The sequence below is a fragment of the Streptomyces sp. NPDC087420 genome, from assembly GCF_044744165.1.
Classification (GTDB): Bacteria; Actinomycetota; Actinomycetes; order Streptomycetales; family Streptomycetaceae; genus Streptomyces.
In genome coordinates, this window is sequence record NZ_JBIUXU010000011.1 from 109,210 (window position 1) to 133,390 (window position 24,181).

Genomic DNA, 24,181 nt, shown 5'->3' on the forward strand with positions numbered 1-24,181 from the left:
GGTTACACCTTCGCCGTGAGGGGGGCTTCCTCGGTGATCCTGGACTCCAGTTCCCGGGTGACCCTGCGCTCCACGAAAAACGCGGCCGTGGGGACCGTACCGGCGAGCAGCACCCAGATCTGGCGCTTGACCGGCCACTTGGCCTTGGCGCCCAGGTCGAAGGCGAAGACCAGGTAGAGGATGTAGAGCCAGCCGTGCGCGATACCGACGACGCTCGTGAAGCCGCTGGCGCCGTCGATGTCCAGCACGTACTTGGCGATCACGCCGAGAGTCAGCAGGACCAGCAGCACGCCGGTCACGTAGGCCATGATCCGGTAGCGGGTCAGCACGCTTCGTTTCATGGCACTCAGCGTAACCGGCACGTTCCGGGCGATCTTCGCGGGGGGCGCCTGTCGCCTCCCGGGGCCGCTGGTCGCCTCTCGTGGGGGCCCTACTCGTCCTCGAAGTCCTGCGCCGCGACCCGCAGCGGGCGCAGCATCGCGAAGATCTCGGCGCACTCCTCGGCGTCGTACGCGCCCAGGCCGAAGTCCATCCGCATCAGGTCGCGCGTGGCGGACTCGACCACCTCGCGGCCCTTGTCGGTGATGGAAGCGAGGGTGCCACGACCGTCGTTGGGGTTGGGCCGTTTGTCGACCAGACCCGATTTCACCAGCCGGTCCACCGTGTTGGTGACGGAGGTCGGGTGGACCATCAGCCGCTCGCCGATCTTCGACATCGGCAGTTCGCCGGCCTTGGAGAAGGTGAGCAGCACCAGTGCCTCGTAGCGGGCGAAGGTGAGTTCGTACGGTCTGACGACGGCGTCGACCTCGGCGAGCAGGATCTGGTGGGCGCGCATGATCGAGGTGATCGCCCCCATGGAGGGCACCGGACCCCAGCGCTGCTGCCAGAGTTCGTCGGCGCGGGCGATCGGGTCGAAGGGAAGGCTGAGCGGCTTTGACACGGCCACGACCTTACCCAGTGGTCACTTGCCGGCCCGACCCGTCTCGCACTTCGGTCGCCCCGGCCTCCGGGGCGGTCCTGCGCGCCTCCCGTACGAGCAGCAGACAGCACACGGTGCCGATGCCACCGGACCAGGCGACGACGTGGTGGACGGGGAAGAACTCGGCGGCGGCCCCGGCCACTGCCATGCCGAGGCCCTGGATCGTCATCAGACCGGCGGTGAGCAGGGTCATCGCGCTGCCGCGCCGCTCCTCGGGGACGGCGGCGACGAACCACTGGTCGAGGCCGATGACGTACGCGGCGCCGACGCCGGAGAGGGCGAGCGCGGGCAGGGCCCAGCCGAGGCCGGGGCGGGCCGCGTAGACGAGCAGGGGTACGAGGCCGAGGGCGGCGACGGGCAGGACGATACGGCTGCGGGCGCGTGGCGACAGTGCCGTACCGACGTACAGCTCCGCCGAGATGTGGCCGACCGGCATGGCGCACATCATCAGGCCGAGGGCGGCGGGGCCGGCGTCGATGGCGTCGGCGTACGGGGCGGCGAGGGCTTCGGGGGCGACGACGAACATCGCGGGGATCCAGAAGAGCAGGAGCAGCACGCGGATGCGGCGGTCGCGGAGGAGGAAGCCGGCGCTCGCCAGGGACTCGCGCATCATGCCGTGGGGCTTGTCCGCCCGGTTTCCGGTGGCGCTCTTCCCGGCGCTCTTCCCGGCAGCCTTGCGGGCCGGGCGCTTGCGGGTGCCGAGCCGCAGGAGGGCGGCCGAGCAGAGGAACGTACCGAAGGTGACGCCGATCGCGCCGCGTGCCGGGATGACGGCGAGGAGCACCCCGCCGACGCCGTAGCCCGCGAGCAGGGCGCTCTGCGAGACGATCCGCAGGAGGGAGCGGCCGAGGACGTAGAGGTCCCCCTCGCCGAGGATGTCGGTGAGCGCGGCCATCCGGGTCCCGGTGAAGACCGGCGAGACCGCCGCCACCGCGCACCGCAGCGCGAGCAGGCCGGCGACGGGGGTGCTGGGCAGCACCATCACCGCGACGCAGGCCGCGCAGATCAGGTCGCAGGTCACGAGCGTCCGCCGGGCCGGGTACCGGTCGGCGACCCCGGCGAACAGGATCCCGCCGAACAGGTACGGCAGCAGCCCGAGCGCGAAGGTGAGGGCGCTCAGGAACGGGGAGCCGGTGAGGTCGTAGACGAGGACGGTCAGCGCGATCTCGCTGACGACGACGCCGAGGAGGGAGAGGAGGTGCGCGGCGAAGACGAACCTGAACTCGCGGACGGCGAAGACGGCGCGGTACCCACGGGGGGCGGCGGTGGTGGGTGCTGTGTCCTTCTTGGCGGGCATGGTCGCAGACTGCCCGGGGTGGGTCCGGGGTCGGTAGACTTTCGGGTACGGGCGAATCTTCTGGCCCCCCGACACCTCCGGAGCCGATCAGGCCATGCCCTTTCACCTTCACTTCGGCGAGAGCGATCTGCTCCGCTTCCGGTTCGCCGTCTCCCCGCTCTGGGAGACGCAGGAAGCGGTACGGACCCTCGCGCGGCCCGAGCGGCACGGCTATCACCTGCCCTGGCTCCGGCGGGTGCGGGACGCGGCGGCCGGGATCGATCTGGGGCCGCTGTACCTCCTGATGCCCGACGCCGGGCACAATCCCGACTTCCTCTGCCCGGCGCCGCTCAGCGCCCTCGCGTCCTTCGAGGAGGAGATCGAGGGCGTACGGGCCACCTCCCCCGAGGCCGCCCGCACCGACATCGCGCTCGCCCTCGCCGACACCCCCGGCGCGGCCGGCACCCCGGCCGGTCGCGCGATGCTGGCCGATCCCGCGCGGGCCGTACGGGAGTTGGCCGATCTGCTGGAGCGGGCGTGGCAGGCGCTGATCGAGCCGGAGTGGCCACGGCTGCGCGCGCTGCTGGAAGCCGATGTGGCCTACCACTCGCGCCGGCTGGCGGACGGCGGCTTCGAGCGGCTGCTCGGGGAGCTGAGCCCGCAGCTCAGGTGGGGCGAGGCCACCCCGGACGGCGCGTCCGGCGGCGGCGCCACGCTCACCATCGTCGGGACGCACGGCGACCACGTCCGGGTGCTCGGTGGCCAGGGGCTCGTCCTGATGCCGAGTGTCTTCTGCTGGCCCCGGGTCGTCAGCGGGTACGAGGCGCCCTGGCAGCCCGCCCTGATCTACCCCGCACGCGGCATCGGCGGGCTGTGGACGGAGGCCGCCGACCGTACGCCCGACGTCCTCGCCCGGCTGCTCGGCCGCGCCCGCGCCGACGTCCTGTGCGCCCTGGACGAGCCCGCCGGGACCACCGCGCTCGCGCACCGGCTCGGCCTCGCGCCCTCCTCCGTCTCCGCGCATCTCTCGGTGCTGCGCGAGTCCGGGCTGCTGACCTCGCGGCGGTACGGCCACCAGGTGCTCTACGAGCGGACCCCGCTGGGCATCACCCTCGCGGTGTCGCAGCCCCTCCCTGACTGACCGTTATGTCACGATGTGCCGGACCTGTCGTACGTCATACGTCGTCGGCGTCGGCGTCGTCATCATCGTCATCGTCATCGTCATCGTCATCGTCATCGTCGCCGTTATCGCCCGAGGGGGCTGGATGTCCGGCCGCAGACCGCGCTCACCCATCACCGCCGCCTCGATCGTCGCCCTCGTCCTCGCCCTGGCACTGGGCGGGTGTTCGTCGTCCCCGGAGGCCGGCGACGGAGACGCCCAGCGCGGCGGCTCCTCCGTCGGCCACGGCGAGGCGGCCCCGGACGGGGCGTCGCCGTTCTGGGTCGACCCCGACAGCGAGGCGGCCCGCCAGGTCGCGCGATGGGAGCGGCGGGGCCGCGCCGCCGACGCCCAGGCCCTGCGACGGATCGCCGAGCGCCCGGTCGCCGTGTGGCCGTCCGGCGACAACCCCGTACCGCAGGTCGAGCACGCCGTACGGGGCGCCGCCGCCGACGGGCGCACCCCGGTCTTCGTCGCCTACAACATCCCCCACCGCGACTGCGGCCTCTACTCGGCGGGCGGCGCCCCCGACGCCTCCGCGTACCGGAACTGGGTCCACTCCTTCGCCACCGCCCTCGGCGGCGCCCCGGCCGTGGTGATCCTGGAGCCCGACGCGATCGCGCACCTCGCGGACGGCTGCACGCCGGCCGAACACCACGAGGAGCGCTACACGCTGCTGGCCCAGGCGGTCAGCCGGCTCAAGCAGCAGCCGCGCACCCGCGTCTACCTCGACGCGGGCAATCCGGCCTGGATCTCCGACCCGGCCCGGCTCGCGGGCCCCTTGGAGCGGGCCGGCGTCAACGCCGCCGACGGCTTTTCCCTCAATGTGTCGAACTTCCAGTCGAACGACACGGTCAGGGCGTTCGGCGCCCGGCTCTCCGCCCTGCTCGGCGGCGCCCACTTCACCGTCGACACCAGCCGTAACGGCCAGGGACCGCTGCCCGGCGACCGTGCCCAGGCGTGGTGCAATCCGCCGGGACGGGCGCTCGGCACACCCCCGACCACCCGGACCGGCGACAAACTGGTCGACGCCTATCTGTGGATCAAGCGCCCCGGCGAGTCGGACGGCCCCTGCCGGGGCGGCCCGGCCGCCGGCACGTGGTGGCCGGACTACGCCCTGGGGCTGGCCAGGAGGGCGAAGAGCTGAACCCGCACGCGCGCACGACCCGGCAGGACACTCACCCCACCTTCAGCCACTTCGCCTCCGACGGCACCCCGTCCGCGTCCGTGACGAACAGCATGTACCAGCCCGGCGGCACCAGCGTCGGGTCCTTCGGCACCTCGACCGTCACCTCTCCCGCGCCCTTCGTCAGCGTCAGGGCGATCGAGCGCTGCTCCACGTCCGTCGTGTGCGTCACCGCGCTCGGCCGCATCAGCCGGGCCTTGGCGATCCGGTCCGCGTCCGCCGTCGGGAAGGTCGCCCGCCCGCCCGCGACGAGCGCGGCCGGCCCCTTCCCCAGCACCGGGCGGTTCTTGTCCCCGCCCCCGTGCAGGTACGGCGGCGTGTAGATCTCCACCCGCTGCTCGAACGTGCCGAGTTTGGTGTTGTCCTCGTCGTCGAAGAGCGGGTCCGAGCCGAAGGTGACCACCCGGCCGTCGGGGAGCAGCAGCGCCTCGGAGTGGTAGTTGCGCCCCACCGTCGGGTCGGCGGCCCGCCGGAACGCGTTGCGCGGCGGGTCGTAGAACTGCGCCTTGTGGATGTCGCTGGCCGAACGCCCCCGGTAGTCCGAGGATCCGCCGGTGGTGAAGACGGAGTCGTCCGGCATCAGCACACTGCTCAGGTAGCGCGTGCCCTGTGGCAGCGAGGGACCCTTCTCGAAGCCGGGGTTGTCCCGCTTGAGGTCGACGATCGCCGTACGGGAGGTCGCCAGCGACGACTCGCCGACCCCGCCGCCGCCCAGGATCATCACCTTCTGGTCCTGCGCGGGCGGCAGCATCAGCGAGGCCGACGTCTCGGTCTGGTCGACGTCCGTGAGTCCGTTGACCCGGGCGAAGGTGTTCTTCTTGACGTCCCACACGCCCGGCTGCCGGCCCTTCCCGGCGGGCCCGTACCCGGCGTTGGAACCGGAGTAGAAGAGCTTGCCGCCCTTCGTGAGGAACAGCGCGGGGTAGGTGGGGAAGTAGCGGGTCGGCCCCTTGGACCACTTCTTGGTCGCCGGGTCGTAGATCTCGTTGTCCCCGGTCAGTACGGCGCCCACGTCGTCGAGCCCGGAGACGGCGAGCACCTTGCCGTCGTCCAGGGTCACCAGCGTCGGGTACCAGCGGGCCTCCTTCATCGGGCTGACGGGGATGTACTTCTCGGCCCTGGGGTCGAACTCGTACGCCGCCTTGATGCCCTGGAAGTCCTGCTTCTCCGTGGTGAGTTTCTGCGCGAGGCCGTACAGGTTGTCGGCGTCCTTGCCCTTGAGGCCGAGGATCTCGTACTGCGCCGCCTCGGTCGTCAGCGCCTCGGGACCCGCCTTCGCCGCCTCCACGAAGACGCGCGCCTCGCCCGCCGTCACCTTCGTCCTCCACGGCATCATCCGGCCGGTGCGCGCGTACGAGATCTTGAACTGCCGTTTCGCCTTGGGCACGGTGACGTCGAACCTGCTGACGTACTCGACCCCCGAGGGGGAGCGGAAGCGCGTGCCCTTCTTGAAGGTGACGGCCCTGTCCGGGTTCTCGTTCTTGACCCGCATCCCGCCGCCCGCCCGGTCGACCTCTCCGTCGAGCACCTCGTACCGCGCCGTGCCGCCGGCCACCAGCAGCCGCCCGTCGGGCAGTTGGGAGTGGCCCGAGCAGAAGAAGTCCTCGGGGGTGGGAATCTTGCGGAAGCTGTTGTCCGCCGGGTTCCAGAGGATGGTGTCGAAGGAGCCCTTGTCGAACTTCTTCTGGCTGTTGCCCGAGCCCGCGATGATCAGGACCTTGCCGGTGTGCAGCAGGGCCGCGTGGATCGCGTTCGTACGGAACTCCTCCGGCACGTCGAGCAGGTCCCAGGAGCCGTACCGCTGCTTGTAGCCGGGCTGCGAGATCTTGTACGCGTGGTACTTCTCCCCCGCGAAGGAGAGCGCGGCGGGGGCGTTGAGCCCCGCGAGGACCACCAGTGCCCCGCCGCCCAGCAGCGTCTTCCTGAACTTGTCCGTCGGCCGGTACCGGTACCTCATGACTCAGTTCCTCCAGTTGTCGTCGAGGCGAGCGTCGGGGCGAGCGCCGGCGCGGGCTCCTCGCCGGGCGGCGCCGCCGGGACCGGATCCGGGACGGTGACCGGATCCAGGGTGATGACCGGACCCGGGGCGGTGACCGGACCCGGGGCGGTGGCCACCGGACGGGCCGCGAGGTCGGCCGCGCGCCGGTCGCGCCGTACCGTCCCCGCCCAGATCGCGACCGGCGCGAGCGCTATCGCGAGGGCCAGGACGGCCCAGGTGCGCATCGCCGCGTGGGTGTGCCCCAGGCAGACGGACGCGATGAGCGAGCTGACCAGCACGGCGGCCCAGAAGAGGTGGATCCGGAAGGTCATCAGCCGGTCGGTGGTGGTCTCGCCGCCCTTGGGCGTGACCACGAAGCGGCCACGGGTGCGCAGCACCGCCGAGCCGAGCGACCTGAGGTAGATCGGGGCGGAGAGCGCGGACATCGCCATCCCGGCGAGGCCGCCCGAGCCCCGGGGCTCGTGGGGCGAGACGTTGTGCCGCCGGTTCCAGAGGTAGAGGCCGACCTGGAAGGCGGCGGCGTCGCTGTAGAGCATCAGCAGGACCGAGGACGAGACCTGGGTCCCCGAGGCGCCCAGCCAGAGGAACAGGACGCAGCTGAGGATCCCGAGGAACCAGTTGACCGCCGTCATCGGGTAGTAGACGAGCATCAGCGTGTAGCTGACGAGCCGGCCCGGCGGCATCCGGAAGGGTGCCTTCCAGTACTGCTTGAGGAGCGTCTCGTACGTGCCCCGGGACCAGCGCAGCTGCTGGGTGAAGAAGTCGGTCCAGGAGGCGGGGCCCTCACCGACCGCGAGCACGTCGGGGGTGTAGACGGAACGCCAGAACCGGCCCGTGAGGGGGTTCTTCCTGCGGTGCAGTTCGAACCCGGTCGCCATGTCCTCGGTGATCGAGTCGAAGAGGCCGCCGGCCTGCTTGAGGGCGGTGATCCGTACGACGTTGTTCGTGCCGACGAACATCGGCGCGTGGTAGCGGTTGCCCGCCCGCTGGATCAGCGCGTGGAAGAGGAACTGCTGGGACTCGGCGGCCTTGGTGACGGGCGAGGTGTAGTTCCCGTACACCTGCGGTCCGACGACGAAGGCGATGTCCGGGTCGCGGAAGAAGCCCAGCATCCGCTCCAGGAAGTTGGGCAGCGGTACGTGGTCGGTGTCGACGGAGGCGAAGAAGTCGTAGTCGTCGCCGTGCCGGGCGAGCCACGCGTTGTAGTTGCCGTGTTTGGTACGCGCCTTGTGGGCGCCCTTGGCGCGGTTCCACTCCGGTACGCCGTTCCGGGTGAAGTGCCAGACCCCCAGCTCCTCGCAGAGCGCCCGCGCCTGCGGGTCGTCGCCCTCGTCCAGCAGCCAGATGTCCAGGAGGCCCTGGTGACGCAGGCTCACGGCCCCTTCGAGGGTGGCCCGCACCATGGAGAGCGGTTCCTTGCCGGGGACGTACGTGGTGAGGAACGCGACGCGGGTGCCGACCTCGGCGGGGACGGGGACGGGGTCCCTGGCGACGAGGGTGGCGTGGGCGACCGAGGCCACGTTCACCAGCATGAAGAAGGCGATGAGCCCGATCGACACGAGCATCACGTGGTCGAAGGCGATGAGCCAGCGCTGGCCGCCCTCCCGCTCGGTGCGGTGGCTGGGCCACACGAGGTAGAGCAGCAGGACGCCCGAGAGCAGCGGCGCCAGGGTCATCAGGAGGATGGCGCGTATTCGGTGCGGCTCCTTGGCCAGCAGACTCCGGTACCCCACCCGGTAGACGGCCGCCGGGTCCGGTTCCATGAGGGGACCGGACAGGCAACTGTGGCTGTCGTAGTCGTAGCCTTCGGGCCGCACGGTGCCTCCAGCTGATCAGCAAGGTCGATACCCCCACAAAAAGGGAGATCGACCGGCGTGTCGACTGGAGACGGGCCGAGCGGGTGGCGTAAAGGGCGGACTGGCCCCGGGTGGAGTAGGGGTCAGTCCGCGAGGTCTACGGGGGTCAGCCCGCGAGGTGGCGTTCGACCGTCTCGACCTTGGACGTCAGACCGTCGGTGACGCCCTGTCGGATGTCGGCCTTGAGGACGAGCGAGACGCGAGGGGAGCGGGCCTCGACGGCGGCGACGGCCCGTTTGACGACGTCCATCACCTCGTCCCACTCGCCCTCGATCGAGGTGAACATGGCGTCGGTACGGTTCGGCAGGCCGGACTCGCGGACGATACGGACGGCGTCGGCGACGTACTCGCCGACGTCCTCACCGGCACCGACGGGCGAGACGGAGAAGGCAACGATCATGCGCCGACCTTAGCTTCCCCGCGGATGCGCGAGGCGACCTCGTCGTCGGCGGCGCGCTTGAGCTTGCGCTCGGCGAAGAAGCCGCCGGTCGGCAGGACGGAGAGGATGAAGTAGAGGGCGGCCGTCCCGAAGGACCACCGGGTGCGCTGCCACGCGAGGGCCCAGAAGACCACGTACAGGATGAAGAGCACACCGTGGATCATGCCCATCGCCGGGACGGCGTTGAAGTCCGTCGTGCGCTTGAGCACCGAGCAGACGAGCAGCAGCAGGAAGGACACGGCCTCGGGCGCGGAGACCAGGCGGAGGCGGTGAAGGGCGGAGGCGGTCTTGATGTCCACGAGGCAGGCACCTTCGTCGTTGTAATGGGATCTTGTGAATGCGTGCACAAGCGCCGCCCCATTGTCGCAGGCCGCCCCCGCGCCGCTTTATCAGGGTCCGGTCGCCGCTTTATCAGGGTCCGGTCAGGGAGGGGAAGAGCCTGGATGCTCTGTTCCCGGGGGACCCCGGCCGACTACCGTCGTCCTGTGGCTCAGTTCCGACTGCAAGGCAGCAAGGTGCTCGCCGTCGACATGTCCGGCGACGCGGTGAAGGCGAAGAACGGCTCGATGGTCGCGTACGACGGCCAGATGGCCTTCAAGAAGATGTCCGGCGGCGGTGAGGGGATCCGCGGGATGGTGACCCGCCGGCTGACCGGCGAACAGATGGTCATGATGGAGGTGAAGGGCCAGGGCACCTGCTACTTCGCCGACCGGGCGAGTGAGATCAACCTCGTCTCGCTGCACGGCGACAAGCTGTACGTGGAGTCCAGCAACCTGCTCTGCACGGACGCGGGCCTCCGTACGGGCACGTCGTTCACCGGTCTGCGCGGGGGCGCGACGGGCAACGGCCTGTTCACCACCACCGTCGAGGGCACGGGCCAGGCGGCGATCATGTCCGACGGCCCGGCGGTCGTCCTGCGGGTGACCCCGCAGTACCCGCTCTCGGTCGACCCGGGCGCGTACATCGCGCACCAGGGCAACCTCCAGCAGAACTTCCAGTCCGGCGTGACCTTCCGGACACTGATGGGCGAGGGCTCGGGCGAGGCCTTCCAGATCCGCTTCGAGGGCGACGGGCTCGTGTACGTGCAGCCGAGCGAGCGGAACACCATCGGGGGTGACGTCTGATGCCGTTCCGTGAGATCAACTCGAAGATGGTCGAGGCGACCGTCCTGCCCGGCCAGAAGATGTTCAGCCAGCGCGGCGCGATGCTCGCGTACCGCGGCGAGGTCAGCTTCACCCCGAACATGCAGGGCGGCCAGGGCGGCCTGGCCTCGATGATCGGCCGGCGGGTGGCGGGCGAGGCGGCGCCGCTGATGACCGTCGAGGGCAACGGCACGGTGATGTTCGGGCACGGCGGCCACCACATCCAGGTGATCGGGCTGACCGGCGACACCTTGTACGTCGAGGCCGACCGGCTGCTCGCCTTCGACGGCACGCTCCAGCAGGGCACGATGTTCATGGGCTCGCAGGGCGGGGTCATGGGCATGGTGCGCGGCCAGGTGACCGGACAGGGGCTCTTCACCACCACCCTCAAGGGCCACGGCGCGGTCGCGGTCATGGCACACGGCGGGGTGATCGAGGTGCCGATCACGCCGGGCCGTCCGGTCCATGTGGACCCGCAGGCGTACGTCGCCCACCACGGGGACGTACGGAACAAGCTCTCCACCGCCCTCGGCTGGCGCGACATGGTGGGGCGCGGCTCGGGCGAGGCGTTCCAGCTGGAGCTGAGCGGCAACGGTGCGGTGTACGTCCAGGCGTCGGAGGAGAAGCTGTGAACGGGCCCGTGATCCATGACCCGATGACGCTGCCGAGCGACGACAACGTCAACGCGTACACCTTCTGCGTGGAGCTCAAGGGGAGCCAGTGGTTCCTCCAGAAGGGCAAGATGATCGCCTACTACGGGCGCATCGACTTCAACGGGATCGGCCACGGCCGGTTCGAGGGGCTGCTGCGGACGAGCTTCCACTCGCCGCTGCACGCGGCGGACTGGGTGGTGGCGGAGGGCAGCGGGAAGATGCTGCTCGCCGACCGGGCCTTCGACGTGAACTCGTACGACCTGGCGGACGGGAATCTGACGATCCGTTCCGGGAACCTGCTGGCGTACCAGCCCACGCTGGCCCTCAAGCAGTCGATCGTGCCGGGCTTCCTGACCCTGATCGGTACGGGGAAGTTCGTGGCCGCGTCGAACGGGCCCGTGGTCTTCATGGAGCCGCCGCTCAAGGTGGATCCGCAGGCGCTGGTGGGCTGGGCGGACTGTCCGTCCCCCTGCCACCACTACGACCACGGGTACATGACCGGTCTGCTGGGCGGACTGCGGGCCATGACGGGGATCGGCGGGGCGTCCGGCGAGGAGCACCAGTTCGAGTTCGTCGGCGCGGGGACGGTCCTGCTCCAGTCGACCGAGGTCCTGATGGCCGAGCAGCCGACAGGCGCGGTGCCCCAGCAGGCGGGGGTGCCGGGCGGCGGGCCCGGTGTGCCCGGGCATGGTCCCGGCGCGGGTCAACAGGGCGCCGCTCCCCGGTTGCCCGGTCAGCTGGGGGATCTCCAGCGCCGCTTCGGTCTGTGAGAGGTAGTCTACGGAGGGTGACGTCGAACGTCTGCGCCGTTTCCCCCGGGACGCCTCGGGGAATGCCGTGGGCGGGTGCGGCACGTCACCACCGAGGATTCGTCCAAAATTCAACTTCTTAGGTAGAATGCTCATATGGAGACCGAGACGGAAACCCGCTGGCTGACCGAGGCTGAGCAATGCGCGTGGCGCACGCACCTGGATGTCAACAGACTGTTGACCCATCAGCTGGAGAAGGATCTCCAACCGTTCGGCCTGACCATGAACGACTACGAGATCCTGGTCAATCTGTCCGAGTCCGCGGAACGGCGGATGCGGATGAGTGACCTCGCCGCCGCCACACTCCAGTCGAAGAGCCGCCTCTCGCACCAGATCACGCGGATGGAGACGGCCGGCCTGGTGCGCCGGGAGAACTGCGAGTCGGACCGGCGCGGTCTGTTCGCGGTGCTGACGGACGCGGGCATGGAGACCATGCAGAAGGTCGCGCCCTTCCACGTCGACTCCGTACGGAAGCACTTCATCGACCTGCTGTCGCCCGAGGCGCTGGCGGCCCTGAGCGCGTCGCTCACGCCGGTCGCCGAGCATTTGCGCGGGCGGCGCGGCAAGCTCTGACCGGTGGATGGGGGGACGCCCGGCGCGAACCGGGCCTCCTCACGCCGGGGGCAGTGCCAGCTCGAAGAGGGCGCCGCCCGCGGGCGCCCGGGTGACCGTGAGCGTGCCGCCGTGGCGGCGGGCCACGTCGCGGGCGATGGCGAGGCCGAGGCCCGCGCCGCCGTCGTCGCGGGCGCGGGCGTCGTCCAGCCGTACGAACCGCTCGAAGACCCGCTCCCGCTCCGCCTCCGGCACGCCAGGACCGTCGTCGGCGACCGCCAGCACGATCCGGCCGCCCCGCCGGTGGACGGAGGCGGTGACCGCCGACGCGGCGTGCCGCTGGGCGTTGTCCAGGAGATTGCCGAGGACCCGCGCCAACTGCCCCCGGCTGCCCGTCACTTCGAGCGCCTCGTCCGCCCCGGCCTCCCGCGCCTCCAGGCACACCTTCACGCGGTCCGTCGTGCGCGCGGCGATCTCCTCGGCGGCCAGGTCGCCCAGGTCGAAGCGGGCCTGCCCCGGCCGCTCCCCCGCGTCCAGCCGCGCCAGCAGCAGGAGGTCGGCGGCGAGCTGCTGGAGCCGTACGGTGTCGGCGACCGCGCCCGGGACGTCCAGCAACTCCGGGTGCGCGTCGCCCACTTCGAGCTGGGTGCGGAGCGAGGCGATCGGGCTGCGCAGCTCGTGCGAGGCGTCCGCGACAAAGCGGCGCTGGCGCTCGACGGAGGCCTCCAGCGCGGTGAGCGTCTCGTTGGTCGTACGGGCCAGCCGGGCGACCTCGTCGTGCGTGGCGGGCTCGGGGACCCGCCGGGAGAGGTCCTCGGAGGCGGTGATCGCCGCCATCTCGCGCCGGATGCCCTCCACCGGGCGCAGCGCCCGCCGGGTCACCAGCCAGGTCACTCCCCCGACGACCAGCAGCAGCACCGGCAGCCCGACGAGCATCGCCGCCGCGGCCGTGCCGACGGCGCTCTGGCGGGCCGCCAGCGAGGCGCCCGCGTGGACGACGACCGTACGGCCGGAGGTGTCCGTCACCTCGATCGACGAGAAGCGGTACTCGCCGGTCGTACCGTCCACCGTGGCCCGGCCCGTCGTCAGGGGGCCGGGCTTCCCGACGGCACCGATCGCCGGATCGTCGTCGTCGTCGCTGCCGCCGCTGTGGCGGCTGCTGCCGCCGCCTCCGGAGCCGTTGTCGTCGTCGGAGGCGTCGGAGGCGTCGTCGTCCGAGCCGGCGGCATCGTCGGAGCCGGCGGCATCGTCGGAGCCGGCGGCATCGTCGTCGTCCTGGCCGGCGGCGGTCGGCTGCGGGGCGGGGCTCCCTACGGGCGTCACCGCCGCCACGCCCGTACCGCTTATCCCCTCCAGGTCGTCGCTGACCGCGATCAGCCGGCCCTGCTCGTCGGCGACCTGGACCGGGCGCTCCTCGGCGCCGGGCAGCTCCAGGCGGCTGTACGGGGTCCTGCCGGGCACCTGCTCGGCGATGATGTCGAGCGCCACCTCGCGCGCGGCCGCGTCCGCCTGCCGGTCCGCCTGGTCGGTGAGGTCGGAGCGCAGCGACAGCAGCACCGCGAGCCCCGCCGCCACCAGGGCGACCGCGACGACCAGCGTGGCGCCGAGGGACGCCTTGGCCCGTACGGAGGACAACCGGCCGCCCCGGCGGCCCGGCGGGCGGCTCACGTGGCCACCAGCCGGTACCCGGCCCCCCGCACGGTCTGGATGCTCGCGGCGCCGATCTTGCGGCGCAGCGCGCTGATGTAGACCTCGATGATGTTCGGGTCGCCGTCGTACGCGAAGTCCCAGACGTGCTCCAGGATCTCCGGCTTGCCGACCACCTCGCCCACCCGGACGGCGAGTTGTTCCAGGACGGCGAACTCCTTGGCGGTGAGCGACACTTCGGTCTCCTCGCGGAAGACGCGGCGGGCGGCCGTGTCGATGCGCAGGGCACCGGCCCGCAGCACGGGGGAGGCGCCGGCCGCACCCCGGCGGCGCAGCAGCGCCCTGACCCGGGCCACGAGAACCACGTACGAGAACGGCTTGGTCAGGTAGTCGTCGGCGCCGGTGTCGAGCCCCTCGGCCTCGTCGTACTCGCCGTCCTTCGCGGTCAGCATCAGGATCGGCACCTCGTTGCCCGCGTCGCGCAGGGCGGCGCAGACGCGGTAGCCGTTCATGCCGGGCAGCATGATGTCGAGCACGACGAGGTCGTAGACGCCCTCCCCGGCCCGGTGCAGCCCTTCCAGGCCGTCGTGGACCACGTCCACGGCGAAGCCCTCGGCCGTCAGTCCCCTGGCCAGCGAGACCGCGAGCCTTTTTTCGTCCTCCACGATCAGCAGGCGCATGCCACCAGCTTCGCAAACCCAACCTGAAGATCTCTTCAGGTGGCTTCAGCCTGCCTTCAGGGTCGCTGCGCCAGATTGAAGTCACTCGCTACGGACCGACTTTGGAAGGAATCCCCATGAAGCGCAATCTGGTGATCGCGGCCGTCACCGCGGCGGCACTCGTCGGCGGCGGTACGTACACGGCGGTCGCCGTGGGCGGCGAAGGACGCGACGACAACGGCGGCGCGACCCGGACCGCTCCGGCGTCCCCCCTCACCGTCCCGGCCGTCACGGACCCGTCGGCGGACGACAGGAGCAGTACGGCCACGATCCCGGCGGCCGGTGCGCCGGGCACCGCGAGCGAGGCGGCCGCCGCCGCGCTCAAGAAGTACCCCGGCGCCGTGTCCTCGGTCGACCGCGACGACGACCGCGGGAGCGTCTGGGAGGTCGAGCTGCTCGGCAAGGACGGCCGGTGGCACGAGCTGAGGATCGACGCGGCCGGTACGGTGCGCGCCGACGACCGCCATGACGACGACGGCGACGACGACCGGGAGAACCGCGACGAGCGCGCCGCGCTCGGTGCCGCCACGGTCGACGCCCAGGAGGCCGCGGCGGCCGCCCTGGCCTCCGTCCCCGGCACGGTCACCTCCGTGGACCTGGACGACGACCACGCGAGCGCCTGGGACGTCGACGTACGGGGCAAGGACGGCCGTACGCACGAACTGACCGTCCACACGAAGACGGGCCAGGTCGCGGCCGCCAGGACAACCGACGACCGCCACGACCGTGACGACGACCCGAGCGACGACGACGCCCGCCACGACGACCACGACGACCACGGCGACGACGACTGACCGGCCTCCCCCGAGCCGTCGCGTCCCCCACCGCGACCGCCTGAACGGCCCGGCTCCCCGGCCGGGCCGTTCGGCTGCCCGCTGCCCGGTTTCCGCTCAGCTGCCCGGTTTCCGCTCAGAGGAAGAGCGACTCGACCAGTTGGAAGGGCACGAGATAGAGCCCGAGAGCGACCACGGGCAGCAGGAGGAAGACAACACCCAGGGTCCTGAGGATCCAGCTCCCCACGGGAAGGACCGCCGCGGTCCGCCCGGGGCGGAGAGGGTCGTAACTGACCTCGTACCGGGCCGGCTTCGTACTCACGGGTTTCGCGGCGCCGTCGATCTCGACCCGGCGCTCCGTGCCCTTGGCGTCGGTGAACGCGTAACCGCTGCCGTAGCGCACCGCCAGCACGGTGATACCGCGGCGCCACAGGATCAGCCGGTCGCACAGCGCCCTGACCACGAGGAAAAGGACGGCCAGCCCCTTGACGAGGGGCGAGACGCCGATGATCCACAGGATCGCCCCCATCACGTCGCCCCTCGCGACCAGGGTCACAAAACCGGCCACGAAGAACACCAGGCCGGCGGTGATGCCGGCGAACCACCAGTTGGGCTCCCACGGTTGACGGCGCTTCGGCGGCAGCACCCGCACCAGCTCCGCGCCGTCCCGCCGCGGGGCGCCGTCCTCCCGGCGGGGCAGCGCGCCGTTGACCGCGTCCGCGAACGCCGTGACGGCCGCGCTGTTGCGGCAGTTCAGCCGGAACACCGTGCCCGGGACGCCGTCGGCCGCCGTCAGCACCACCGCGACCGACCGCTGCCGGGCGTCGTCGGCCCGGACTCTCTCGACCGCCGCCAGCGGTATGCGTCTTCGTGTCCCGTCCCGGTCGAGCAGGAGCGCCCCCGGCTCCGCGCACAGCCGCGCCGAGCGGTCGCGAAGTACCACTGAGGTGGGCGGAGTTGAACTGTTCGCCTTGGTATGTCGGGTCATGGCGAAACCCTAACGAGACGTTCACGGGCGGCGCGTGCCGTTTCCGCCTTTCAGGGCCGCGTCAGGGCCGTGCCACGGCCGTGTCAGGACCGCTGTCCGGGCTCGTGCTCCGTGAGGCCCGCGATCAGTTCGTCCGCCGCCGTGTACGGGTCCAGCTCGCCCGCCACGACCCGGCCCGCCAGGGTCTCCAGGCGGCGGTCGCCGTGCAGGTCCGCGATGCGTTCGCGGAGCGCGGTGACCGCGATCGTCTCCACCTCGCGGGCCGCGCGGGCGGCCCGGCGCGTGGTGAGGACGTCGTGCTCCTCCATCCACGCGCGGTGTTTCTCCAGCGCCTCGACCACCTCGTCCATGCCCTGGCCCCGGGCCGCGACGGTCTTCACGATCGGCGGCCGCCAGTCGCCGGCGCCCCGGGCCGCGCCCAGCCCCAGCATGTGGTTCAGCTCGCGGGCCGTCGCGTCCGCGCCGTCGCGGTCCGCCTTGTTGACGACGTACACGTCTCCGATCTCCAGGATCCCGGCCTTCGCCGCCTGGATGCCGTCGCCCATGCCCGGGGCGAGCAGCACCACACACGTGTCGGCCTGGGAGGCGATCTCCACCTCCGACTGGCCGACCCCGACCGTCTCCACCAGGATCACGTCGCACCCGGCCGCGTCCAGGACGCGGATCGCCTGCGGCGCGGACCAGGCGAGGCCGCCGAGGTGGCCGCGGGTCGCCATGGAGCGGATGTAGACGCCGGGGTCCGACGCGTGCTCGGACATCCGTACCCGGTCGCCCAGCAGCGCCCCGCCGGAGAACGGCGACGACGGGTCGACGGCCAGCACCGCGACCCGCTTGCCGGCCCTGCGGTACGCGGTCACCAGCGCCGAGGTCGACGTCGACTTGCCGACCCCGGGCGAACCGGTGAGACCGACCACGTACGCGCCGCCCGCGAGCGGTGCCAGCGCCGCCATCACCTCGCGCAGCTGCGGGGACGCCCCCTCCACCAGGGAGATCAGCCGGGCCACGGCCCGCGGCCTGCCCTCACGTGCCTGGGCCACCAGGCCGGGGACGTCCTGCATCACAGCTCCCGTTCCTCCTACTGCTGCTTGCCATGTCGTACGAATCTCAGGGACCAGCTACTCAGGGACCGGCCATTCAGGGACCGGCTACTTCGCCACCCGTACGATCAGCGCGTCGCCCTGGCCGCCGCCCCCGCAGAGCGCCGCCGCCCCGACGCCGCCGCCGCGCCGCTTGAGCTCCAGCGCCAGGTGCAGCACCAGCCGGGCGCCGGACATGCCGATCGGGTGCCCGAGGGCGATCGCCCCGCCGTTCACGTTCACCTTTTCCGGGGAGACCCCGAGATCCTTCATTGACTGGACCGCCACCGCCGCGAAGGCCTCGTTGATCTCGATCAGGTCGAGGGCCCCGACCTCCAGGCCCTCCTTCTTCAGGGCGTGCCTGATGGCGTGGGAGGGCTGCGACTGGAGCGAGTTGTCGGGTCCCGCCACATTGCCGTGCGCGCCGATCTCCGCGAGCCACTCCAGGCCCAGCTCCTCGGCCTTGGCCCGGCTCATCACCACGACCGCCGCCGCGCCGTCGGAGATCTGCGACGACGTGCCCGCCGTGATCGTGCCGTCCTTGGCGAAGGCGGGCCGCAGCCGGGCCAGCGAGTCCACCGTCGTCTCGGGCCTGATGCCCTCGTCCTCGGCGAAGAGCAGCGGGTCGCCCTTGCGCTGCGGGACCTCCACCGGCACGATCTCGGCCTCGAAGATCCCGTTCTTGCGGGCCGCCGCCGCCCGCTGGTGGGACAGCGCGCCGAACTCGTCCTGGGCGGGGCGGGCGATGCCCAGGCGCGTGTTGTGCTTCTCCGTCGAGGCGCCCATGGGGATGTCCTCGAAGGAGTCGGTCAGCCCGTCGTACGCCATGGCGTCGAGCATCTCGACGGCTCCGTACTTGTATCCCTCGCGGGACTTGGGCAGCAGGTGAGGCGCGTTGGTCATCGACTCCTGCCCGCCGGCCACCACGATGTCGAACTCGCCCGCGCGGATCAGCTGGTCCGCGAGCGCGATCGCGTCGAGGCCGGAGAGGCAGACCTTGTTGATCGTCAGCGCGGGGACGTTCATCGGGATGCCGCCCTTGACGGCGGCCTGGCGGGCCGGGATCTGTCCCGCGCCGGCCTGGAGCACCTGGCCCATGATCACGTACTCCACCTGCTCGCCGCCGATCCCGGCTCGCTCCAGCGCCGCCTTGATCGCGAGCCCGCCGAGGTCCGCGCCGGAGAAGGTCTTGAGGGAGCCGAGCAGCCTGCCCATGGGGGTACGGGCGCCCGCGACGATCACCGAGGTGGTCTTGTTCGTCTTGTTCGTATCGGACATGAGAGCAGACATCAGACGCGATCCCCTTTGTGTTGCCGCTGCGGTGCGGCGTGAGGAGGTGAACGAGGGTTAACCCCAATGTACTGAGGGGTAGCACCCCCGGTCACCCGGCGGCGCGTGTGACGGCGCGCACGTTGCGTAACCGGCGCCGTACCGCTGCACTGGGACCATGCTGACGCGCATCGACCACATCGGAATCGCCTGCTTCGATCTCGACGCCACCGTCGAGTTCTACCGCGCCACCTACGGCTTCGAGGTGTTCCACACCGAGGTCAACGAGGAACAGGGGGTCCGCGAGGCCATGCTCAGGATCAACGGGACCTCCGACGGCGGGGCCTCGTACCTCCAGCTGCTGGAGCCGATCCGGGAGGACTCGGCCGTCGGGAAGTGGCTGGCCAAGAACGGTGAGGGCGTGCATCACCTCGCGTTCGGCACGGCGGACGTCGACGGCGACGCCCAGGACATCCGCGAGAAGGGCGTCCGGGTGCTGTACGACGAGCCCCGCACCGGTTCCATGGGCTCCCGCATCACCTTTTTGCATCCCAAAGACTGTCACGGAGTCCTCACAGAACTGGTCACCTCGGCCCCGGAGCACTGACCTCAAGCATTCCCGGCCCGGTAGAGTGGACCGCTCCGGGCCGGGGCCGGGCCGGGGCCGCGCCCCGACCGAAGATCTGACACCATTCCCCGGGGGGCCGTTCACCGAAAGAACGGGCTCTATAGGGCAGTTGCGACCAGGGGACGGATGGGACCGCGCAGTGCGGGGCTACGAACGCCAGGAGAGCCACCGAGCTGACGACGACCACCTCTCGCGGTTCGAAGCCGAGATGGAACGGCTGAAGACCGCGCGGGAGAAGGCCGTCCAGCACGCCGAGGACCTCGGTTACCAGGTCGAGGTATTGCGCGCCAAGCTGCACGAGGCGCGCCGCAATCTGGCGACCCGTCCCTCCTACGACAACGCCGACCTCGGCTACCAGGCCGACCAGCTGCTCCGTAACGCCCAGATCCAGGCCGAGCAGATGCGCACGGACGCCGAGCGCGAGCTGCGCGACGCCCGGGCCCAGACGCAGCGCATCCTCCAGGAGCACGCCGAGCACCAGGCCAGGCTCCAGGCCGAGCTGCACGCGGAGGCCGTCCAGCGCCGCCAGCGCCTCGACCAGGAGCTGGCCGAGCGCCGCCAGACCGTCGAGTCGCACGTCAACGAGAACGTCGCCTGGGCCGAGCAGCTGCGCGCCAGGACCGAGTCCCAGGCCCGCCGGCTCCTCGACGAGTCCCGCGCCGAGGCCGAGCAGTCGCTGGCCGCCGCCCGCGCGGAGGCCGCCCGGGTCACCGACGAGGCCCGCCGCCGGCTCAGCTCCGAGGCCGAGTCGACCCGCGCCGAGGCCGAGGCGCTCCTCCAGCGCGCCCGCAGGGACGCCGAGCGGCTGCTGAACGCCGCGTCCGCGCAGGCGCAGGAGGTCACGAGCCACGCCGAGCAGCTCCGTACGTCCAGCACCGCCGAGTCCGACCAGGCCCGCCAGCAGGCCGGCGACATCAGCCGGGCCGCCGAGCAGCGGATGCAGCAGGCCGAGGAGCGGCTGCGCGAGGCCCGCGCGGAGGCCGAGAAGGTCGACGCGGAGTCCAAGGAGGCCGCGGCCAAGCGGATGGCCGCCGCCGAGTCGCAGAACGAACAGCGCACGCGTACGGCCAAGTCCGAGATCGCCCGGCTGGTCGGCGAGGCCACGCAGGAGGCCGAGGCGACCAAGGCCGAGGCGGAGCAGGCGCTCGCCGATGCCCGCGCCGAGTCGGAGAAGCTGGTCGCGGAAGCGGCCGAGCGGGCCCGTACGGTCGCGGCGGAGGACTCCGCCGCGCAGCTCGCCAAGGCGGCCCGTACGGCGGAGGAGGTCCTGAACAAGGCATCCGACGACGCCCAGGCCACCATCCGGTCGGCGGGCGAGGAGGCCGAGCGGATCCGCCGCGAGGCCGAGGCCGAGGCGGACCGGCTGCGCGGGGAGGCGGCCGAGCAGGCCGACCAGCTCAAGGGCGCGGCCAAGGACGACACGAAGGAGTACCGCGCCAAGACCGTCGAGCTCCAGGAGGAGGCGCGCCGGCTGCGCGGCGAGGCCGAGCAGCTGCGGGCCGACGCGGTCGCCGAGGGCGAGCGGATCCGGGGCGAGGCGCGGCGGGAGGCCGTCCAGCAGATCGAGGAGGCGGCCAGGTCCGCCGAGGAGCTGCTGACCAAGGCGAAGGCCGACGCGGACGAGGCGCGGTCGAACGCGACGGCGGAGAGCGAGCGGGTCCGTACCGAAGCCATCGAGCGCGCCACGACCCTGCGCCGGCAGGCCGAGGAGACGCTGGAGCGCACCCGCGCCGAGGCCGAGCGGCTGCGGGTGGAGGGCGAGGAGCAGGCCGAGGCGACGAAGAAGGCGGCCGAGGAGGCCGCGGCGGCGCTGCGCGAGGAGACGGAGCGGGGGGTCGAGTCCCGCAAGGCCGAGGCGGCGGGCGAGCTGACCCGGCTGCACACGGAGGCCGAGCAGCGCCTCGCGTCGGCCGAGGTGGCGCTCACCGACGCCCGCGGCGAGAGCGAGCGGATCCGCCGGGAGGCCGGCGAGGAGACGGACCGGCTGCGCGCGGAGGCCGCCGAGCGGATCCGTACGCTCCAGGCGCAGGCCGAGCAGGAGGCCGAGCGGCTCCGTACGGAAGCGGCGGCGGACTCCGCGCAGTCCCGCGCGGAGGCGGAGACGCACGCGGTACGGCTGCGCGCGGAGGCCGCGACGGAGGCGGAGCGGCTCAAGAACGAGGCGCAGGAGACCGCCGACCGGATCAGGGCCGAGGCCGCCGCCGCCGCCGAGCGGGTCGGTGCGGAGGCCGCGGAGGCGCTGGCCGCCGCGCAGGACGAGGCGGCCCGGCGCCGCCGCGAGGCGGAGGAGACGCTGGCCGCCGCCCGCGCGGAGGCGGACCAGGAGCGCGCGAGCGTCCGCGAACAGAGCGAAGAGCTGCTCGCCTCGGCCCGCAAGCGGGTCGAGGAGGCGCAGGCGGAGGCGCAGCGGCTGGTCGAGGAGGCCGACCGGCGCGCGACGGAGCTGGTGGCCGCCGCCGAGCAGACGGCCCAGCAGGTACGGGAGGCGGTGGCCGGTCTCCAGGACCAGGCCGAGCAGGAGATCGCCGGGCTGCGGTCGGCCGCCGAGCACGCGGCGGACCGTACGCGCACGGAGGCGCAGGAGGAGGCCGACCGGGTGCGCGGCGACGCGTACGCGGAGCGGGAGCGGGCCACGGAGGACGCCAACCGGATCCGTACGCGCGCGAGCGCGGAGTCCGAGGCGGCGCAGGCGCTCGCCGAGCGGACGGTCGGCGACGCGATCGCGGAGGCGGAGCGGCTGCGGGCCGACAGCGCGGAGTACGCGCAGCGGGCCAGGACCGAGGCGTCCGATTCGCTGGTGGCGTCGGAGCAGGACGCCTCGCGGGCCAGGGCCGAGGCCAGGGAGGACGCCAACCGGATCCGCGGCGACGCGGCCGCGCAGGCCGACCGGCTGGTCACGGAGGCGACCAGCGAGGTCGAGCGGATGCGCGCCGAGGCCGCCGAGGCGTTGGGTTCGGCGCAGCAGGCCGCCGAGCGGCTGCGGGCCGAGGCCGAGCGGATCAAGGCGGAGACCGAGGACGCGGCGGAGCGGCTCAGGAACGAGGCGCAGGAAGAGACGGACTGGCTGCTCGACGAGGCGCGCAAGGACGCGGCCAAGCGCCGTGCGGACGCGGCGGAGCAGGCGGACCAGCTCATCAACAAGGCCCAGGAGGAGGCGTTGCGCGCCGCCACCGAGGCCGAGGAGCAGGCGGACCGGATGGTCGCCGCCGCCCGCAAGGAGGCCGAGCGCATCGACGCGGAGGCCACGATCGAGGGCAACTCCCTGGTGGAGAAGGCCCGTACGGACGCGGACGGACTGCTCGTGGGGGCCCGGCGCGACGCCACGGCCATACGCGAGCGGGGCGAGGAACTGCGTCAGCGCGTCGAGGCCGAGATCGAGCAACTGCACGAGCGGGCCCGGCGCGAGACGTCCGAGCAGCTGCGGACGGCCGGCGAGCGGGTCGACGCCTTGATGAAGGCCGCGGAGGAACAGCGTGCCGAGGCCGCGCGGAAGGCGGAGGAGCTGGTCTCCGAGGCCAACTCCGAGGCGAGCAGGGTCAGGATCGCCGCCGTACGCAAGGCGGAGGGTCTCCTCAAGGAGGCCGAGCTGAAGAAGGCCGAACTGACCAAGGAGGGCGAGAAGTTGCGCGCGGACGCCCAGCAGGCCGCCAAGCAGATGGTCGAGGACGGCGAGCGGGACCTGGATGTTCTCACCCGCAGACGCGCGGACATCCAGACGGAGATCTCCCGTGTCCAGGACGTGCTCGAAGCGTTGGGGTCATTGGAGGCACCGTCGGGCCCGGCGAAGGACAACCCGGTCAAGGCGGGCGCGGCGGCCGGAACGAATCGTTCGGGTGGCAAGTCTTCCGACGGCTAGGGCTTGAAAACGCCCTCAGCCACTCAAAAGGCTGGACATTCTCCATATCAAACCGGCATCAACACGATGACACGCCGCTCCGGCCCCTAGGATTCCCCCTATCACCTCACCGGTCTCATTCGACAGGAACCCCATGAGTGACACATCCTCCCCATTCGGCTTCGAGCTCGTGCGGCGTGGTTACGACCGTGGTCAGGTGGACGACCGCATTACCAAACTCGTCGCCGACCGTGACAGCGCCCTGGCCCGCATCACCGCGCTGGAAAAGCGCATCGAGGAGCTGCATCTCGAAACGCAGAATGCTCAGGCCCAGGTCAGCGACGCGGAGCCGTCGTACGCCGGCCTCGGCGCCCGCGTAGAGAAGATCCTCCGCCTCGCCGAGGAGGAGGCCAAGGACCTGCGCGAGGAGGCCCGTCGCGCGGCGGAACAGCACCGCGAGCTCGCCGAGTCGGCGGCCCAGCAGGTCCGTAACGACGCCGAGTCGTTCTCGACGGAGCGCAAGGCGCGGGCCGAGGACGAGGGCACGCGCATCGTCGAGAAGGCGAAGGGCGATGCCTCGACGCTGCGTTCGGAGGCGCAGAAGGACGCGCAGGCCAAGCGCGAGGAGGCGGACGCGCTCTTCGAGGAGACCCGCGCCAAGGCCGCCCAGGCCGCCGCGGACTTCGAGACGAACCTCGCCAAGCGGCGTGAGCAGTCCGAGCGTGACCTCGCGACGCGTCAGGCGAAGGCCGAGAAGCGCCTGGCGGAGATCGAGCACCGCGCCGAGCAGCTGCGTCTGGAGGCGGAGAAGCTGCGTACGGACGCGGAGCGCCGCGCCCGTCAGACGGTGGAGACCGCTCAGCGTCAGTCCGAGGACATCGTGGCCGACGCGAACGCCAAGGCCGACCGGATCCGCAGCGAGTCGGAGCGCGAGCTGGCGGCGCTCACCAACCGCCGCGACTCGATCAACGCCCAGCTGACCAACGTCCGCGAGATGCTGGCCACGCTGACCGGTGCCGCGGTGGCCGCCGCCGGCTCCCCGGCCGACGACGAGCCGATCTCCCGCGGGGTGCCGGCGCAGCAGTCGCGCTGACCCACTTCGCGGACCCGCGCCCCAGCGGGTTCGCGGCCGCGAGCCCCAGCGGGTAACGATCGCGTAAGCCCCCTGCCACTCCGGTGGCGGGGGGCTTTTTGTG

The 24,181-nt window shown here is 71.9% G+C and carries 22 protein-coding genes; 10 read left to right on the forward strand and 12 right to left on the reverse strand.

Going from position 1 to position 24,181, the window contains the following annotated elements; translation table 11 throughout:
• Positions 1–2: 2 nt before the first annotated feature.
• The 3 genes from ACIO1C_RS23445 to ACIO1C_RS23455 all read right to left on the reverse strand — a co-directional run bounded on the left by ACIO1C_RS23445 (position 3) and on the right by ACIO1C_RS23455 (position 2,276).
• A complete protein-coding gene (locus ACIO1C_RS23445) occupies positions 3–341 on the reverse strand; it encodes a DUF3817 domain-containing protein (RefSeq protein WP_401866515.1) in 339 nt (112 codons plus the stop codon).
• An 89-nt stretch (positions 342–430) separates the two neighbouring features.
• Positions 431–940, reverse strand: a complete 510-nt coding sequence (locus ACIO1C_RS23450) for a MarR family winged helix-turn-helix transcriptional regulator (RefSeq protein WP_401866517.1) — start codon at positions 938–940, stop codon at positions 431–433.
• Between the two features lie 10 nt (positions 941–950).
• The gene (locus ACIO1C_RS23455; protein WP_401866518.1) at positions 951–2,276 is read right to left on the reverse strand and encodes an MFS transporter; all 1,326 of its coding nucleotides are present in this window, start codon (positions 2,274–2,276) and stop codon (positions 951–953) included.
• Positions 2,277–2,370: 94 nt separating this feature from the next.
• Here ACIO1C_RS23455 and ACIO1C_RS23460 point away from each other — a divergent pair, with 94 nt between their 5' ends.
• The gene (locus ACIO1C_RS23460; protein ID WP_401866519.1) at positions 2,371–3,396 is read left to right on the forward strand and encodes a DUF5937 family protein; all 1,026 of its coding nucleotides are present in this window, start codon (positions 2,371–2,373) and stop codon (positions 3,394–3,396) included.
• 124 nt (positions 3,397–3,520) lie between these two features.
• The gene (locus ACIO1C_RS23465) at positions 3,521–4,561 is read left to right on the forward strand and encodes a glycoside hydrolase family 6 protein (protein ID WP_401866870.1); all 1,041 of its coding nucleotides are present in this window, start codon (positions 3,521–3,523) and stop codon (positions 4,559–4,561) included.
• A gap of 31 nt (positions 4,562–4,592) precedes the next feature.
• Here ACIO1C_RS23465 and ACIO1C_RS23470 read toward each other — a convergent pair whose 3' ends face one another.
• The 4 genes from ACIO1C_RS23470 to ACIO1C_RS23485 form a co-directional block, all read right to left on the reverse strand.
• On the reverse strand, positions 4,593–6,557 hold the full coding sequence (locus ACIO1C_RS23470; RefSeq protein ID WP_401866520.1) for a galactose oxidase-like domain-containing protein: 1,965 nt from the start codon (positions 6,555–6,557) through the stop codon (positions 4,593–4,595).
• Complete coding sequence (locus tag ACIO1C_RS23475; RefSeq protein ID WP_401866522.1) at positions 6,554–8,416, reverse strand: glycosyltransferase family 2 protein; 1,863 nt, start codon at positions 8,414–8,416, stop codon at positions 6,554–6,556. Before ACIO1C_RS23475 ends, ACIO1C_RS23470 begins: the two co-directional genes overlap by 4 nt.
• A 145-nt stretch (positions 8,417–8,561) precedes the next feature.
• A complete protein-coding gene (locus ACIO1C_RS23480) occupies positions 8,562–8,855 on the reverse strand; it encodes an MTH1187 family thiamine-binding protein (RefSeq protein WP_401866523.1) in 294 nt (97 codons plus the stop codon).
• Positions 8,852–9,193, reverse strand: a complete 342-nt coding sequence (locus ACIO1C_RS23485) for a DUF3817 domain-containing protein (protein WP_401866525.1) — start codon at positions 9,191–9,193, stop codon at positions 8,852–8,854. The genes ACIO1C_RS23480 and ACIO1C_RS23485 overlap by 4 nt, the downstream gene beginning before the upstream one ends.
• 144 nt (positions 9,194–9,337) lie before the next feature.
• On the opposite strand from ACIO1C_RS23485, the gene ACIO1C_RS23490 reads away from it, so the two are divergent.
• From ACIO1C_RS23490 to ACIO1C_RS23505, 4 genes are all read left to right on the forward strand, one after another.
• Entirely contained in the window at positions 9,338–10,018 is a 681-nt protein-coding gene (locus ACIO1C_RS23490; protein WP_401866526.1) for an AIM24 family protein, read from the forward strand.
• Positions 10,018–10,668, forward strand: a complete 651-nt coding sequence (locus ACIO1C_RS23495) for an AIM24 family protein (RefSeq protein ID WP_401866528.1) — start codon at positions 10,018–10,020, stop codon at positions 10,666–10,668. Before ACIO1C_RS23490 ends, ACIO1C_RS23495 begins: the two co-directional genes overlap by 1 nt.
• A gap of 23 nt (positions 10,669–10,691) precedes the next feature.
• Positions 10,692–11,459 (forward strand): AIM24 family protein, encoded by a 768-nt coding sequence (locus tag ACIO1C_RS23500; RefSeq protein WP_401866872.1) that lies wholly within the window; start codon positions 10,692–10,694, stop codon positions 11,457–11,459.
• A 135-nt stretch (positions 11,460–11,594) separates the two neighbouring features.
• Positions 11,595–12,071, forward strand: a complete 477-nt coding sequence (locus tag ACIO1C_RS23505; protein ID WP_401866530.1) for a MarR family winged helix-turn-helix transcriptional regulator — start codon at positions 11,595–11,597, stop codon at positions 12,069–12,071.
• Positions 12,072–12,110: 39 nt separating this feature from the next.
• Here ACIO1C_RS23505 and ACIO1C_RS23510 read toward each other — a convergent pair whose 3' ends face one another.
• Both ACIO1C_RS23510 and ACIO1C_RS23515 read right to left on the reverse strand, forming a co-directional pair.
• Positions 12,111–13,685 (reverse strand): ATP-binding protein, encoded by a 1,575-nt coding sequence (locus ACIO1C_RS23510; RefSeq protein ID WP_401866874.1) that lies wholly within the window; start codon positions 13,683–13,685, stop codon positions 12,111–12,113.
• 29 nt (positions 13,686–13,714) lie between these two features.
• A complete protein-coding gene (locus ACIO1C_RS23515; protein ID WP_401866532.1) occupies positions 13,715–14,377 on the reverse strand; it encodes a response regulator transcription factor in 663 nt (220 codons plus the stop codon).
• Positions 14,378–14,493: 116 nt separating this feature from the next.
• Between ACIO1C_RS23515 and ACIO1C_RS23520 the strand changes: the two genes are divergently transcribed.
• On the forward strand, positions 14,494–15,210 hold the full coding sequence (locus tag ACIO1C_RS23520; protein WP_401866534.1) for a PepSY domain-containing protein: 717 nt from the start codon (positions 14,494–14,496) through the stop codon (positions 15,208–15,210).
• 115 nt (positions 15,211–15,325) lie between these two features.
• On the opposite strand, the gene ACIO1C_RS23525 is transcribed toward ACIO1C_RS23520, so the two are convergent.
• The 3 genes from ACIO1C_RS23525 to ACIO1C_RS23535 form a co-directional block, all read right to left on the reverse strand.
• A complete protein-coding gene (locus ACIO1C_RS23525) occupies positions 15,326–16,177 on the reverse strand; it encodes a hypothetical protein (RefSeq protein WP_401866536.1) in 852 nt (283 codons plus the stop codon).
• A gap of 83 nt (positions 16,178–16,260) precedes the next feature.
• The gene (meaB, locus tag ACIO1C_RS23530; protein WP_401866876.1) at positions 16,261–17,235 is read right to left on the reverse strand and encodes a methylmalonyl Co-A mutase-associated GTPase MeaB; all 975 of its coding nucleotides are present in this window, start codon (positions 17,233–17,235) and stop codon (positions 16,261–16,263) included.
• Positions 17,236–17,322: 87 nt separating this feature from the next.
• Positions 17,323–18,531: an acetyl-CoA C-acetyltransferase gene (locus tag ACIO1C_RS23535; RefSeq protein WP_401866538.1), complete on the reverse strand. Its 1,209-nt coding sequence runs from the start codon at positions 18,529–18,531 to the stop codon at positions 17,323–17,325.
• A 169-nt stretch (positions 18,532–18,700) separates the two neighbouring features.
• Here ACIO1C_RS23535 and mce point away from each other — a divergent pair, with 169 nt between their 5' ends.
• The 3 genes from mce to ACIO1C_RS23550 all read left to right on the forward strand — a co-directional run bounded on the left by mce (position 18,701) and on the right by ACIO1C_RS23550 (position 24,078).
• Positions 18,701–19,129, forward strand: a complete 429-nt coding sequence (gene mce, locus ACIO1C_RS23540; RefSeq protein WP_167027030.1) for a methylmalonyl-CoA epimerase — start codon at positions 18,701–18,703, stop codon at positions 19,127–19,129.
• A 160-nt stretch (positions 19,130–19,289) separates the two neighbouring features.
• Entirely contained in the window at positions 19,290–23,006 is a 3,717-nt protein-coding gene (gene scy, locus ACIO1C_RS23545; protein WP_401866540.1) for a polarized growth protein Scy, read from the forward strand.
• 133 nt (positions 23,007–23,139) lie between these two features.
• Positions 23,140–24,078, forward strand: coding sequence for a cellulose-binding protein (locus ACIO1C_RS23550; RefSeq protein WP_401866541.1), 939 nt, complete (start codon positions 23,140–23,142; stop codon positions 24,076–24,078).
• Positions 24,079–24,181 lie beyond the last annotated feature (103 nt).